Below are 14,750 nucleotides of genomic sequence, written 5' to 3'. Positions count from 1 at the left end.
TTCACGCCTGTGGAGATCGCAACTTCGGGCTTGCATGGAATATATCCGTACAGGCGGATGTCGGTCGTTGAATCAGGAAGCTCCGATGCTTCAGCGTAGGAGTGGCTCACTGCGTGTATCATAACCCCGTGAATCACCGGCATAGAACCACGCATATGGCGTGATGACGCCGGGTGACTATTCAGGAAAGGTACGCATGCGATGATAAAGAGGTGTATCTATGGCATTCAGAATAACAGCGAAATTCATCACAGGAGTGGTTGCCCTTGTATTCATCATAGTGGGTGGATACCTCTTCGGCCTGGTCATAAAGTCAGTCATAAGCAGCATCAACAGAGGCGAATTTGAATGGGGCCTTGCACTGCTGGTTATTGGCATAATCGCCCTAGTCGTTATAATACCCAAGCCAAGGCTTAACAGCAGAAGCAAAAATCAGTGAATGTGAAGATCATTCAGGCTATGTGCATGCTGTTTTCATAATGAATCTGTTTATTTTTATGAATATGGTCTAATTTCACAGTGCGCCGGTCTCAGATTCAGTCCACGACGTTTTCGAGAAGTTCCACGTATGGTTCCTCATATGATATGCGAACCTTGGCGTTGAGGGGTATCATCATCTGGTCCTCTCCATGCCCGAAGGGAAGTCCGTATATCGACACCTTCTTCAATGAATTCATGTACATCTCTATTATGTCCTCAACAAACGGCATCGGATCCTCAGGGTCAACGTAGCTCTTAAACTCTCCGAATGCAAAGCCCTCGAACTTGTCCAGGATCCCTGCAAGCTTCATCGTGAAGAGGTAACGGTCAATGTCGCCCGACGTCACTCCCGTATCCTCAGCGAACAGTATCTTCCCCTGGGAATCGGGAAGATACCCTGTCCCTATCAGCGAGGAGAAGACGGAAAGGTTCGTGCCCATGCTCAAGCCCTCAGCCCTTCCCTGTATTATGTAGCGCACTATCCTCTCAACATCGGAATTCAGGTGCGTCGTTTCGCCTTTCAATATATCCACGAAATCCTTGAAGTCGTTCTTTGAAAATTTATCTGGATCTGCGGCTGGCATTGGGCCGTGAAATGTTATCAGCGATGCCCTTGCATTAAGGGCGAGATGCAGTGCCGTTATGTCGCTGTAGCCTACGAATATCTTCGGATGATCCCTTATGGCATCATAATCTATCAACGGGAGTATATGGATCGATCCATAGCCGCCTCTGGCGCAGAATATGGCCTTGACGTGGTCGTCAAGAAAAGCCTCCATGAGCTCATCTCTTCTGCTGGTATCTGGTGCCGCCAGCTGGTTCATCTGCATGAGCTTTTTTATGTTCCTGCCAAGCGTCACCTTGTATCCCGACTTCTTCAGCCTGGCGATTGACCTTGATAGGTTTTTCATGTCCGGAGCACTGGCGGGTGCGATGATCCTAATCTCATCACCTTCTCTGAGCCTTGGTGGTTTTATCCTCATCTGATCGCCTCCTTGAATTCATTCTTCATCCTCTTCATAAGGCTGCGGTCTCTCACGATCTTCGCTGCGGCACCGGCTGCCGCTTCTATGCCGATCGTAAGGACCTCTGCGGCTCTGTCCGGATCCGCAGCCATCCTGAACTCATCGGTGTGCGCTGGTATCGATGGCTGGACGATCTTTACATCTATGTGTCCGGTGGGTACAACGTGGCTGACGTTCGCCTCATCTGTACTTCCCATTGCAGGTTCGTTGACGCGGTGTATGTTGACCGGATCTACGCCAAGAGACCTGAGCTCCTCCTCGAGCATGTCATCAATGGTTTCGTTGCTGATGTATTCATCGTACAGTGGCGTAACATCCCTTATCGTAAACTCACAGCTGTGCATGCGTGAAATGCTTGCGATGATCTCCCTCGTCTTTCCGTATAGATCCTCCAGATACGTGCGCTTCGATGATCTCAGATCTATCTCCATCACCGATCGATCGGGTATGACGTTGGAAGCCTTGCCACCTTCCTTTATTATCATGCCTATCACCGGCCGCTTCAGGTCCGATATGGAGGAACGCAGGTTGTTGAGAGCTATATACGTCTCTATGGCCGGAGCCAGTGCGTTGATGCCGTAGTCCGGCCCAAGGAGATGCGAAGATCTGCCCCTGAACTCAGCCTCAATGGTAAGATCGGCGAGTGATACGGACCCGACAGCCCAGCGATCATCCGGATGCATGCCCATGACGAAGTCAACGTCCCTTATCAGATTCTTCTCAACCAGTATGGCCTTGCTTCCTGCATATGGTCCGATGCCCTCCTCCGATGGTGTTCCGAAGACAGTTATGGAGATTCCGAAATCCTCACATAGGGTTACAGCCGTGCCGAGGGCCCATGCAGCGATCAGGTTGTGTCCGCAGGAGTGCCCGTTCGGAAGGGCATCGTACTCGGCTAGAAGTCCAACTGTGGGTCCACCTCTGTAGCATGTGGCCTTGAAGGCGGTATCCATGCCGCCATAGGGCATCTCCACGGTGAAACCATGCCTGGAGAGGTGTTCAGCCATGAGCTTTGAACTCCTGTACTCCTGGCTGCCAAGTTCAGCGTATTCGTATATCCTGCGGGAGACCTCAAGGGTCTCTTCCCTGATCTCTCTTCTCATGTTGCTGTAGCATGACAGCATTGATGTTAAACCTTTTTCCATCGGACATCAACAGAGAGCCGCACGCTTTGCGTGTAATTACGATACAGGATGAGACGGGCATCAACGCGTCGCCGCTGATCTGGATCACATTTATAGATTGATTTTGCATGATCTCAGTATGTCAATGGCTGAAGTTGATATAAGCCTCGATATCGGCACGAAGGCGGTGAGGCTTGCAAGGTCGGCCGCCTCTTCATATCTCAGGAATGAGAAGCTTCCGGATCCTCCAGCTGATCCAATATTCCAGGAAAAGCACGGTGTATTCACGACAATAAACACCTATCCTGGAAACAACCTCCGGGGCTGCATAGGCTTTCCTGAACCATACTATCCTCTTGGCGAGGGCATAGTTAGGAGCAGCGTCTATGCCGCCACAGAGGACCCGCGGTTCGAACCCATGAAGCCTGAAGAAATTGCACATGTGACGTTCGAAGTTTCGATACTCACGCAGCCGGTGGAGATAACGGTCAACCCTGAGGACAGGCCCAGGGCCATACACATAGGGAGGGACGGGCTTATTGCGGTTTACAATGGAGCCAGCGGCCTCCTGCTGCCACAGGTTGCCACAGAGTACAGGATGAACCCTGAAGAATTTTTGGAGGCGCTGTGCGAGAAGGCTGGCCTGTGGGAAGGCTGCTGGAAATACAAGAAGGTAAAGATCAGCAAGTTTCAGGCGACCGTCTTCGGGGAGAAGGAGCCGGAAGGGGTGGTGGAAAAACGATGAAGAGAGAACCTGCAGTAGCAGGTTACTTCTATCCAGAGAGGAAGGACGAACTCTATTCCCTGCTATCATCCTTCGCCGTTCCTGAGGAACACATAAGCGGCAGCGTTATCGGTGCCATAGTGCCGCATGCTGGCATCATATACTCCGGGCGCACCGCCATGTATTCCTACCGCGCCATAGAGAAGTCCATCATAAGGGACTTCATTATAATAGGCCCAAACCACAGGCCGATAACGCCGTACGCTTCCCTTTACCCTGAAGGCAAATGGTCAACGCCGCTGGGCGACGCGATCATAAATGAAAGGATGGCCGAGGAACTCTACAGAAACTCAGATTACATAGTAAAGGATGAGGAATCACACCGCATGGAGCATTCTGTCGAGGTGCAGATACCTTTCCTGCAGTACATGTTCGGTGAGGCCTTCAGATTCGTTCCGGTGATACTCGGCGATCAGGAGATGGAGATTGCCAGAAATATAGGGGAGGCGCTGCTCAGGATCAGTGATCCATTCATCTTCATAGCAAGCTCAGATTTCACGCACTATGAAAGTGCAAAGACCGTTGAGAAGAAGGACATGGATCTGATATCAGCCATAAAGACCCTTGATCTTGATAAATTCTATTCTGTTCTTGAGGAAGAGAATGTGACCGCATGCGGTTACGGCGCTATAGCATCTCTGATGTACTACACGCGGAAGAGAGGCGGCCAGATGATCTTCCTGAACCACTCCAACTCCGGAGACGTGACAGGGGATTACTCGGAGGTCGTGGGCTACGGTTCGCTTGTATCAGTTGTGCCGTAATGCGCCCTCCTGTAGACTACTCTCCCCCCTGAAATGGTCATGGATACAAGGTCAAGGCCATAGAGGTATGGTATCTCATCGTAGCTCCCAGCGGATATGACCACAGCATCGGCGTCCTTTCCCCTCTCGATTGTTCCCTTTCTGTCAGCCAGTCCGAGTGACGCGGCCGGATTGATGGTCGCTGCGTTGACGGCCTCCTCAGCGGTCATGTGGTTGTTTCTGACGGCAAGGTGCATGGCGAATATCATGTCATCGTTCATGTTCAGGGGTGATATGTCGGTGGCTATGGAAACTGGGATCCCGTATTCGATGATTCTTCTGGCATCAGGATAGGATTCATTCAGCGAGAATACGGTTATCGGGAGCAGGGTGATGGAGGATCGATTTGCCTTCACGATCTCCAGGTCATCGTCATCGAAGTGGATCATGTGGTCGTATGAGGCGATGTGCATGCCGCGAGTATTCTTCACGCATCCGATGTTCTCTATCTCATTGGCGTGCATCCTTGCCGGTATGCCCTCTTCCATGCATGCCTTGAGAAAACGCCTGGAAGCTTCAGGACTGAACGCGCCTGCATCGCAGAACACGTCTGCATACGAGATCCTCCCCCTGTTTGCTGACACCGTTTCAAGGCTGCGATCAACATAGGAATATTCGTCCTCGTTCTGTGGTACGACGTGGGCAAGGTATGTGGGTACGACGTTGATTGGGGCGTTTCTCCCTATCCCTTCAATGGCAGAAAGGATCTTCTCCTCTCCTGTCCTATCAAGGCCATAGCCGGTCTTCATCTCCATCGTTGTCGTTCCCCTTCTGATGGCCGACCAGACCCTGGCCAGAGTCTCATCCAGTATCCTGCGGATGTCTGCCTTCGCCGTGTCCCTTATTGTCCTGTATATGCCGTTTCCGGATCTGAGTATATCCAGATAGCTTGTGCCCCTGCTGCGCATGTAGAATTCCTGCGCCCTGTTGCCGGCGAAGACCACGTGCGTGTGCGGATCCACGAATCCAGGCACAGCTATGCCCCCGCCACAGTCTATGGCCTCGATGCCTGGCGGAACATCCCTCACTATATCCTCGATCTTTCCGTTTCTGATCAGTATTGAATGGTTCTCGTATACCCGGACTTCCCTCTGCCTCTCGCCAGATAAAAATGATCTGCCCTCTCCCGTTGCTATCTGGGAAAGGTTTGTCAGCGCCTTCATGATCAGTTTATGTACGGATACCTGAACTTCGGGCCCTTCTTTATTATGTCTATGGAGGATTCGTATCCTGCATCCGCATGCCTTATGACGCCTATGCCTGGATCTGCGTTCAGAACGCGCTTTATCCTCTCCTCTGCATCCTTTGTCCCGTCTGCGACGATGACGAATCCAGCGTGTATGGCATTTCCTATGCCGGTGCCGCCGCCATGGTGCACGGAAACCCAGGTGGCACCTGAAATCGCGTTGAGCAGTGCGTTCAGTATGGGCCAGTCAGCGATCGCATCACTCCCATCCTTCATCTTCTCCGTCTCCCTGTACGGCGAGGCCACCGATCCGGTGTCGTGGTGATCCCTTCCGATGGCAACTGGCGCCTGAAGCTCGCCCGATCGCACCATATCGTTTATCATCAGCCCGATCTCCTCCCTCTCCCCGTAGCTGGCGTAGCATATCCTGGCGGGCAGGCCCTGGAAATGCACGCGTTCTTTCGCAAGCTTTATCCATCTGACAAGGTGCTGGTCCTTCTGGAAGTTCTTTATTATGGCGTCATCGATCCTGTATATGTCCTGCGGATCTCCGGACAGTGCAACCCATCTGAACGGGCCAGAGCCTATGGCAAAGAGATCCCTTATGTACGCTGGCACGTATCCGGGTATATCAAAGGCATCCTTCATTCCGCCCTCAAGCGCCCTTGTCCTGAAGTTATTGCCGTAGTCGAACGTCTTCGACCCATGCCTCTGGAACCAGAGTATGGCCTTTGCCTCCTTGACTATTGATGCGTAGACCTTCTTTATGTACTCCTCCTTGTTCTCATCCCTGAATTTTGCCGCGCTTTCCACAGTGTAACCCTCGGGTATGTACCCGAGGTTGAGGTCATGCGCTGCCGTCTGATCCGAAACGACATCTGGAACAATCTTGCGCCGCATGAGCTCGTCGTATACAGTTGCGGCATTCCCGAGTAGGCCTATCGACGTTGGCCTGCCGTCTGCAAGGCTATCGTCCTTCATCTTAAGAGCCTCGTCAAGGCTGCTGGTCCATGTGTCAAGGTACTTGTCCCTCAACCTCCTCCTGATCTTCTCCTCATCCACCTCAACCACTATTCCTGAGGCGTTGTTCATGGTTATGGCCAGTGGCTGCGCTCCACCCATCTCCCCCAATCCGGAGGTGAGAACCCACTTTCCGGAGAGATCATCCTTTCCGAACTCCTTCCTGGCCAGTGCGGAAAGGGTTTCATAGGTTCCCTGCAGAACGCCCTGCGTACCTATGTATATCCATGATCCAGCGGTCATCTGACCGAACATGGTCAGGCCGCGTGCTTCGAGATCCCAGAAAACGTCGTCCGTTGCCCAATGCGGTACGATCTGTGCATTGACTATGAGCACCCTTGGTGAATCCTTCGTTGTTTTGAAAACTCCAACTGGCTTTCCCGACTGTATGAGGAGCGTCTCATCATTCTCAAGCCTCTTGAGCTCCTGCACGATCTTGTCAAAGGCCTCCCAGTTCCTGGCGGCCTTGCCCTTCCCTCCGTACACTATGAGGTTGGCCGGATCCTTGGCAACCATGGGATCAAGGTTGTTCATGAGCAGGCGCAATGCAGCCTCCTGACCCCATCCCTTCGTGTTCATTGTCTTGCCCCTTGGGGCGTGGATCTCTCTTGCCTTTGATTCCATAGATATAAATCGTAAGTCTTTATTTATTTCTTTGCAAATTATTTGTTTCATATTCATAATAAAAATAATACAAAGATATAGCGAAATTTAAATATATTTAATTTCATGATATGTCATGCAGTCTCAGGGTTTGAAACCAAACCAGATAGGATTGGCGCAGGCAGTATTTCAGGGGTTTCATACGTTGCCCCTGCGGCAGACGTGGCGATACTGCTCGTCATCACGGCAGGATTCGCCTACGGGAGCACGCCTCTTGCGGTCCTATTCGCATGGGCCATCTACTTCCTATTCCTGAATGCGAACTACCAGTTTTCGAAGTACACTGGAAGCGCCTCCGGATACTACGGCTACGTGGCAAAATCCATGGGCAATAGGGCTGGCTTCATAACGGCCCTCTGGTACGTCATGTTCCAGTTCTTCTCCCTTGCGGCCTTCGGGCTGCTTGGTTTCGCCACATTCCTCTACTACGTGTCACCATCCCTGGAACACATTCCATATATATGGATAGCCTTCGTGGCTGTAGTGGCATTCTTCACGTTCTATCTGGGCTACAGGGGACTGAGGCCGTCACTCAACTATTCGATGATCAGCGCCTCCATAGAGATAGGCTTTCTGATAGTCATGGGTATCATCATAGCGATACGGGTGGGTTCCGGAAACACTCTGAACGTTTTCACGCTGAAGCCAATCGGCGGGAATTTCTCGCTCCTATTCTTCGCCATGATATTCTCAATACCGCTTTTTGCAGGATCCGGTACGGTGATAACGCTTGCGGAGGAAACAAAGGGTTCCATACGGACCATAAGGAGATCCATATGGATATCAATGATCGTGCTGCTAGCCGCGCTGCTCATACCTGCATACGCGCTGACCGTGGGATACGGAGTTGCAAACATGCCTTCCTTCTCAACGCTGCCTGATCCAGGCGTGATCATCTTCGAGAGGTACGGAGGCATCGCAGCCGGGATAATTCTGATAGTACTCACTGTGAACAGCTACCTGAGTTCGAACGTATCCCTTATGTCCTCTGTATCACGTGTCATATATTCTCTCGGCAGGGATGGAGTACTTCCGGAAGGCGTGACGAGGACGCATCCCATGCACCATTCACCGTACATATCGGTGATGATCCTCGAGATAGGCGGCATAGTGATAGCGATAATTCCTTCGATATTCTATGGGCCATTTGAAGGTGCACTGATCCTGTTCTCCATAAATATATTTGCACTGCTGTTCACGCATCTTCTGGTGAACGCATCGCTTCCTATCTACATCAGGAAGAATGGACTCAGGATGAATGCGGTGACCCACATGGTTTTGCCGCTTCTATCCATAATAGCTGGTGCGGTGATAATTTATTACTCCGCGTTCACATCCATAACGGAAGGCAACCCGATAACGGCCGCGGTGATAATAGGCCTGGCATACGTACTCTTTGCCGTGATATTTGGATACACGTATGGCACCATGAGGCCTGAGAGGATAACGGATATCGGAAAATTTGCAGTCGAAGAGACCTGAAATTTCCTTTTCTTTTTGTGTCTCAATAATTCAATAAGATTAAATATCAAATTATAATAAATATAATCATGAAGAACATAGCGGTCATCGTCTCGTCGGGTAAGAACGAGAAGGAAAAGGTGCTGACGGCTCTGACATTTGCCAATGTGGCAAAGAAGAACAGGCTTTTCAACGATGTCAGGTTGATACTCTTTGGCCCGGTAGAGCGCCTTGTTGCTGAGGGGGACAGAGACGTCCTGAAGATGCTCGACGACTTCGCCGCCCTCGGAGAGAAGCCTGTTGCATGCCAGGTCGTTGCAAACAATTTCAACATAACCAACGATCTTCAGAAGATACAGAACCTGAAAATCGATATGGTCGGCCCGATAATAAAGGACCTGGCCGAAAAGGATTATGAATTTTTAACATTCTGAAAATCTTTCACTGAAGGGCGGATATGAACTCCTTCATATCCATCATCTTCCTTATATTCTCTATATCGAATGATGGGGGTCTGTCGCGATCAAGTTTTTCAACCTTCTCCCTGACCTTCTCATAGATTCTCAAGGTAGACGGCGATGCCTTCTTATCCGTGAACTCGAGAGCCTGAGATCCAAGCAGGTACTCTATCGCGATTATGTAGCGTACGTTGCTTATTATTTCCAGAAGCTTCAATGCACCAGTGGCGCCCATGCTGACGTGATCCTCCTGGTTCGCTGATGTCGGTATGGTGTCTGCAGATGATGGATAAGAGAGAACCTTGTTCCTGTTGCAAAGCGCCGCCGCCGTGTATTGCGGTATCATGTAGCCGGAGTTGAGGCCGCTGTCAGGAGTCAGGAAGGGCGGAAGCCCGCTTAGGTTCGTGTCCACAAGCCTCGCTATCCGTCTCTCGATCATGTTGCCCAGATCGGTCAGCGCGATGGCAAGGAAATCTGCGGCCAGTGCCACGGGCTCTCCATGGAAGTTTCCACCTGAAACCACCTCCTCGCCATTGAACAGCGGGTTGTCGGTTGCAGAGTTTATCTCAACGGAAACGACATTTTCAACGTAGTCAAGGACATCGGCAACCGAACCATAGACCTGAGGTATGCATCTGAGCGTGTATGCGTCCTGAACCTTCTTGGCGTCAGCTCTCTTCACGATGTCGCTTCCGTTCAGGTACTCCCTGAACCTGTTTCCTATTGCAACCTGGCCGAGGTGTGGCCTTGCACCAAGGATCCAGGGGGTGAACGCCTTGGACGTTCCGCTCAATGCCTCGAAGGAGAGAAGCGCGGATCTTATGGCATTTTCAAGCGTATCGTGTGCGTCCATTATGGCTATGCTCAGTATTCCGGACATGAAAGATGTGCCATTTATGAGCGCCACGCCCTCCTTTTCCTTGAACTGATACGGTTTCAGGCCGGCCTTCTCAAGGGCCTTTGCCGAATCCATGATCCGGCCTTCATGGAGGGCTCTGCCCTCTCCCATCATGGCCAACCCGATATGCGCCAGAGGTGCCAGATCACCGCTTGCGCCAACGGATCCATATTTCGGCACCGCCGGAGTAACGTCCCTGTTCAGCATCTCGGCGATCATATTGAGAAGGTCCGAGGATACTGCGGAGTAACCGGCCGCGAGGCTGTTAAGCCGGACAACCATGATGGCCCTCACGTACCTCCTGTCAAGATATTCGCCAACGCCTGATGAATGGCTCCTTATGAGGTTCTTCTGTAGTTCGATCTCCTGATCCCGCTCTATATGCACATTCAGGAGGCTTCCGAATCCGGTGTTGACGCCATACACCGTTTTGCCTGAGTTTATTAGCCTGAGGAACGACTCATGCTTTTCCTCAACTGCCCTGAGGGTATCCGCGTTTATGGTCACCTGGTCGTCTTCCACTGCAACGGCATAGACATCCTCAACCCTCAGTGATCTTCCATCTATCTCTATCATACCATTGAAAACATAACGGATCATATGTTTTTTGCTGTATATGTGAATTCCCTATCATCCAAAATTTCGATCATCGCCGATATTATACGGAATTTCGGGATCGATCTATCAAAAGTTTTTTATATCTGACGACGGTGAAGACATGTGTATCCAACGGTGGACATAAGGGAATTCCCTCTCTCGGTCAGGCTGGTATTCTCGTATCTCAAGAATGAAAAGATATCGGATATGGCACGCATAATGGAATCAACAGGGCTTTCCAGGCGTTCCGTGATGTATGCCGTGAAGGTCCTGAAGGAAGCGAATCTGATAGATATTCAGATATGTCTGTCAGATACACGCAGGAGATACTACTGCATAAAGATATCAGAAGATCATTAAAGATACAACTATGATTTAATATTTTCTCTGCATGCAGATCCTGCACATTTAACAAATTTGATGTAATATAATGTCATAATTGAACATGGATGCTTCGGAAAAACTTGGTGAAATAAACGATGTTTTTAGGCTAAGCAGGAGGGTCAAACCGGAACTGACCGAGAGGTTTCTGTCCTTCATGGAATCTACACTGGGGATGGGATCGCTGGACATCAAGACCAAGGAGCTGATAGCCCTATCCCTATCCCTGGCACTGCAGTGCGAGTGGTGCATAACTTACCACACAGCAAAGTGCCTCGAAGCTGGCTGCACTGAGGACGAGATGATTGAAACATCTTATATAGCCGCGATCATGGCCGGGACGCCAGCCCTAATGAACGTCAAGATAATGGCGGATGCGATAGATCAGCTGAAAAAGAAATAGATGCTGTTGAATAATTTATATATTATTTATAATAGATCCATCGTATTTCAATAACAATTATTTTCTTTTTTTCTGGTATATTATGAGAAAATTTAAGAATGATAGACATATTCACGCATTATGAAGTCTGGTGGTTCACTTTATAGACCTTGAGGATCTCAGGGCAAGAGTTCTTGAAAATACCAGAAAGCTTGTTCTTCTGATGAATGAACGCATGGATCTTGCGAAGCAGATCGCGGCAATAAAGAACGTCCATGGTATGCAGATAAGAGATCCGGAGAGAGAGGCTAGCGTGCGGAGGGAGCTCAAGAGCGACAACCCCATACTCAACCTGATATTCGAGGCGACAATCTTGGAACAGACGGGATCTCCGGTCATGGATCATCCGGTTGAGATAGCTGGAGGCCGCGAGGATATGCTTTTCATACTCGGTCTGTTCCTGTGCAGGCCAGGCATGGAGATATATGGGTCCCGCTTGCCAGACAGCTTTATCAGCGGCTGTTCCTTAAGCGGTGGACATTTTGTCCCTTCCGACCGTTCCTGCGAAAACACGCTGGATATCGGATCTGGATTTCCCGTGATGATCGACGGAGGGCGCATGACCATATTCCCGGAGATCCTGCGTCTGAGAAATACGGGCAATTCTCTCAGGGTGATATTCTGAAGGCAGCCATAATAGGCAAAGAAGGTCGCCTCGGAAAGGTTCTCGTCTCCATATTGACGGGCAATGGCGTTGAGATCGATGATGATGCCGATATGGCATTTCTTTCCGTACCCATAGGATCTGCGATGGATTACATAAGCCGCGGCGATCGGATTTATGTTGAGGTATCCTCTGTCAAGTCCGTATTCAGGAAATACTCCGGAAGCATAGTAAGCATACATCCGCTGTTCGGTCCGTCAAGCTACGGGGATGGTGTTCATAGGACGGTGGTGTTCATCAGCGATATATCAAACGTAAAATATAAAGAGATAATAGAGGAGATGTTCAGGGGATATGATGTGGTCAGCATGACTGCGGAAGACCACGATAGGATGATGGTAAGTGATATGATAATACCCTACCTCATTTCCATGCTTGTCGGGAAGATAGAAGCCAGGTATCATACGCGTTCATTCGATGTTGTGAGGGATCTCGCCTCTCTCGTCGAGGGAGAAAATCCAGAGGTCGTGATGGATACCATAAGGCTGAATCCCTATGCAGGCATGGCTAGGGAAATGATCAATGATGTTATGAGTGTGATACCATGATAGTAATAGCCAAGGATGATAATGATAGGAAGATGATACAGGAGGATATGGAGAAGAGCGGTTCAGAATACCGCATGATAAGGTTGTACGACAGCTACGTTTTCATCTCTCCGGTCGGAGGAGAAGGTGATGAGAGGCTCTATTCGAAGAAGTTCAGGGACAGGAGCATCGTGGAGGTCTCAGATCTCCGGATAGGGGAGGGACTGACCGTGGCCGCTGGCCCATGTTCGGTCGAGAATGAGGAAATGATACTGGACATTGCAAGGTCGGTCAAGGCTGCCGGAGCGGACATGATACGCGGCGGGGCCTTCAAGCCAAGGACATCGCCATATTCATTCCAGGGCCTGGCCGAGAGAGGCATAAAGTACCTAGTGGAAGCCAAGGAAGAAACCGGCCTCCCAATCGTCACAGAGATCATGAACCCAGAGTATTATCGGTACTTCGATGACGTCGATATGCTGCAGGTGGGTTCTAGGAATGCCCAGAACTTCGATCTCCTTCGTTTCCTTGGAAAGCAGAAGAAGCCAGTTCTGCTCAAGAACGGGATGGGCAATACGGCGAAGGAGTGGCTGGAAACCGCTGAATACATACTATCAGGAGGAAACGGCAACGTTGTCATATGCTACAGGGGCGTACGTGGCATTGAGAATTCGACACGATTCACGATGAACGTGGGCAGCATAATATACGCGAAGTCCGAAACGCATCTCCCGGTGTGCGCTGACCCAAGCCACGCATCAGGAAGGCGTGATTTTGTGGAATCAATGGCTCTGGCTTCGGTTGCGGCTGGAGCTGACATGCTGGAGATAGAGGTACACAACGATCCAGATCGTGCACTGTCGGATGCTGAGCAGCAGATAACCCCTGTTGATCTGAAGAGGATCATAGGGAAGGCCAGGGCGCTCAAGAAGGTTTTATCTCAAAAGATGTAATCCGCACTTTTTTCACTGAGCAGTGGTATGTGCGGATCATAGCCGCATTTTTTACATCTGCCATTCCTATCAAGCCCGACTATCCTCGACGAGAAGATGAAGCGTTCTATGAGCAGGTTCCCGCAGTTTGGGCAGTAGGTGTTCTCACCATAACCCGGGACATTTCCAATGTAAACGTACTTGAATCCCATTGATACTGCAAGATCGTGATGCTCCTTCAGCCTCTCCACCGGCGTGTCAGGAAAATCCATCATGCGGTAATCTGGATGGAACCTCAGGAAGCTTATTGGTACGTATTGGCCGAGTATATCCATTATCCTTTCAAGCATGATGCGCGCGTCTTTCAGGTTGTCCCCCACCCCGGGAACGACAAGATCGGTTATCTCCACATGTATGCCTGCATCCCTGAGGTTTTCCAGTGTGCGGAATATGGGGTCTGCGGACGGGACTGATATATATTTCCTGTAGAATTCATCGCTCGCATTTCCCTTGAAGTCGACCGTTGCTGCGTCAAGGAAATCTTTTGCATATTCTATGGCTTCAGGCGTTTCATATCCGTTGGTCACGAAGATGTTTATCAGGCCATGCCTTCTTGCTATTACCCCTATATCATGGGCGTACTCCATGAAGATGCTTGGCTCATTATATGTGTACGCGATGCCATGGCAGCCCATGCTGAGCGCTTCCTGCACAATCTCTTCCGGATCGTAATGGTAGCCGGTTATCGTCCTCCTCTGGCTTATGTCATAATTTTGGCAGTATTGGCAGGCGAAGCTGCATCCGACCGTGCTCAGCGAGAATATCCTCGCGCCGGGAAGCATATGCAGCACCGGTTTTTTCTCTATCGGATCGACGTTTATTGCAGCTGGAAGGCCATAGACGAGGAGATAAAGATCCCCATCGATGTTCTTTCTTACCCCGCAGAAGCCGGTCTTTCCTGGCTTCAGTTTGCAGTATCTACTGCAGGCGGTGCATTCTATCGCATCGCCCAGTTTCCTGTATAATTTTGCCATCACCGGCCTGTTGGTCTGCGCCAGATTTATTGCCATAAACTGTCACATTATCAATTGAATACCGGCATTTAAAGATTGACCCTTGATCCTGAGTGGAGAATTTTCCTTGCATAATTCTTATTATTGATATCCCAGATCTGATGTGGGCCTTCAGCATGGCACCGGTGAAGATCGCCAATTATCTGTGTTACCATTCCAGCCAGATTTCTTCCACGAAACAGATCGAAGATCCTGTGATTATACGAAGATCGCATTACCAGATACGACAATA

16 protein-coding genes are annotated in these 14,750 nt (G+C 50.1%); 10 read left to right on the top strand and 6 right to left on the bottom strand.

Annotation, left to right across the window (positions count from 1 at the left end; all coding sequences use genetic code 11):
• The first annotated feature begins 220 nt into the window (after positions 1–220).
• Complete coding sequence (locus tag F6Q11_RS06170) at positions 221–439, top strand: hypothetical protein (RefSeq protein WP_297027304.1); 219 nt, start codon at positions 221–223, stop codon at positions 437–439.
• A 97-nt stretch (positions 440–536) separates the two neighbouring features.
• Here the strand turns inward: F6Q11_RS06170 and F6Q11_RS06165 are convergent, their stop codons facing one another.
• Positions 537–1,463, bottom strand: a complete 927-nt coding sequence (locus F6Q11_RS06165; RefSeq protein WP_297027302.1) for an LD-carboxypeptidase — start codon at positions 1,461–1,463, stop codon at positions 537–539.
• Positions 1,460–2,608, bottom strand: coding sequence for an amidohydrolase (locus F6Q11_RS06160; protein ID WP_297027300.1), 1,149 nt, complete (start codon positions 2,606–2,608; stop codon positions 1,460–1,462). The genes F6Q11_RS06165 and F6Q11_RS06160 overlap by 4 nt, the downstream gene beginning before the upstream one ends.
• A 166-nt stretch (positions 2,609–2,774) precedes the next feature.
• Between F6Q11_RS06160 and F6Q11_RS06155 the strand changes: the two genes are divergently transcribed.
• Positions 2,775–3,374: a TIGR00296 family protein gene (locus tag F6Q11_RS06155; RefSeq protein WP_297027298.1), complete on the top strand. Its 600-nt coding sequence runs from the start codon at positions 2,775–2,777 to the stop codon at positions 3,372–3,374.
• Entirely contained in the window at positions 3,371–4,177 is an 807-nt protein-coding gene (locus tag F6Q11_RS06150) for an MEMO1 family protein (protein WP_297027296.1), read from the top strand. Before F6Q11_RS06155 ends, F6Q11_RS06150 begins: the two co-directional genes overlap by 4 nt.
• Here the strand turns inward: F6Q11_RS06150 and hutI are convergent.
• Positions 4,147–5,379 carry an imidazolonepropionase gene (gene hutI, locus F6Q11_RS06145; RefSeq protein ID WP_297027292.1) on the bottom strand — a complete coding sequence of 411 codons (1,233 nt, stop codon included), beginning with the start codon at positions 5,377–5,379 and terminating at the stop codon, positions 4,147–4,149. The genes F6Q11_RS06150 and hutI overlap by 31 nt on opposite strands.
• 2 nt (positions 5,380–5,381) lie before the next feature.
• The gene (hutU, locus tag F6Q11_RS06140) at positions 5,382–7,046 is read right to left on the bottom strand and encodes a urocanate hydratase (RefSeq protein WP_297027290.1); all 1,665 of its coding nucleotides are present in this window, start codon (positions 7,044–7,046) and stop codon (positions 5,382–5,384) included.
• A gap of 105 nt (positions 7,047–7,151) precedes the next feature.
• Here hutU and F6Q11_RS06135 point away from each other — a divergent pair, with 105 nt between their 5' ends.
• Together F6Q11_RS06135 and F6Q11_RS06130 are read left to right on the top strand one after the other, a co-directional pair.
• A complete protein-coding gene (locus F6Q11_RS06135; RefSeq protein WP_297027288.1) occupies positions 7,152–8,567 on the top strand; it encodes an APC family permease in 1,416 nt (471 codons plus the stop codon).
• A 68-nt stretch (positions 8,568–8,635) separates the two neighbouring features.
• Entirely contained in the window at positions 8,636–8,980 is a 345-nt protein-coding gene (locus tag F6Q11_RS06130) for a hypothetical protein (RefSeq protein ID WP_297027285.1), read from the top strand.
• A 7-nt stretch (positions 8,981–8,987) separates the two neighbouring features.
• Here the strand turns inward: F6Q11_RS06130 and hutH are convergent, their stop codons facing one another.
• Complete coding sequence (gene hutH, locus F6Q11_RS06125; RefSeq protein ID WP_297027282.1) at positions 8,988–10,478, bottom strand: histidine ammonia-lyase; 1,491 nt, start codon at positions 10,476–10,478, stop codon at positions 8,988–8,990.
• Positions 10,479–10,622: 144 nt separating this feature from the next.
• Here hutH and F6Q11_RS06120 point away from each other — a divergent pair, with 144 nt between their 5' ends.
• The 5 genes from F6Q11_RS06120 (at position 10,623) to aroF (ending at position 13,466) form a co-directional block, all read left to right on the top strand.
• Positions 10,623–10,859, top strand: a complete 237-nt coding sequence (locus F6Q11_RS06120; protein ID WP_297027278.1) for a helix-turn-helix domain-containing protein — start codon at positions 10,623–10,625, stop codon at positions 10,857–10,859.
• 85 nt (positions 10,860–10,944) lie between these two features.
• The gene (locus F6Q11_RS06115) at positions 10,945–11,283 is read left to right on the top strand and encodes a carboxymuconolactone decarboxylase family protein (RefSeq protein ID WP_297027274.1); all 339 of its coding nucleotides are present in this window, start codon (positions 10,945–10,947) and stop codon (positions 11,281–11,283) included.
• A 130-nt stretch (positions 11,284–11,413) separates the two neighbouring features.
• A complete protein-coding gene (locus tag F6Q11_RS06110) occupies positions 11,414–11,947 on the top strand; it encodes a chorismate mutase (protein ID WP_297027271.1) in 534 nt (177 codons plus the stop codon).
• 53 nt (positions 11,948–12,000) lie between these two features.
• Positions 12,001–12,534 (top strand): hypothetical protein, encoded by a 534-nt coding sequence (locus F6Q11_RS06105; protein ID WP_297027269.1) that lies wholly within the window; start codon positions 12,001–12,003, stop codon positions 12,532–12,534.
• Positions 12,531–13,466 (top strand): 3-deoxy-7-phosphoheptulonate synthase, encoded by a 936-nt coding sequence (aroF, locus tag F6Q11_RS06100; RefSeq protein ID WP_297027267.1) that lies wholly within the window; start codon positions 12,531–12,533, stop codon positions 13,464–13,466. The genes F6Q11_RS06105 and aroF overlap by 4 nt, the downstream gene beginning before the upstream one ends.
• Here aroF and amrS read toward each other — a convergent pair.
• Positions 13,454–14,515, bottom strand: coding sequence for an AmmeMemoRadiSam system radical SAM enzyme (gene amrS, locus F6Q11_RS06095; RefSeq protein ID WP_297027264.1), 1,062 nt, complete (start codon positions 14,513–14,515; stop codon positions 13,454–13,456). The two genes, aroF and amrS, sit on opposite strands and share 13 nt — an antisense overlap.
• Positions 14,516–14,750: the final 235 nt, after the last annotated feature.

This window comes from Thermoplasma sp. (assembly GCF_008709555.1).
GTDB lineage: Archaea > Thermoplasmatota > Thermoplasmata > Thermoplasmatales > Thermoplasmataceae > Thermoplasma.
Note: the sequence above shows the minus strand (reverse complement) of the source record. Positions and strands in the feature narration are given on the sequence as shown.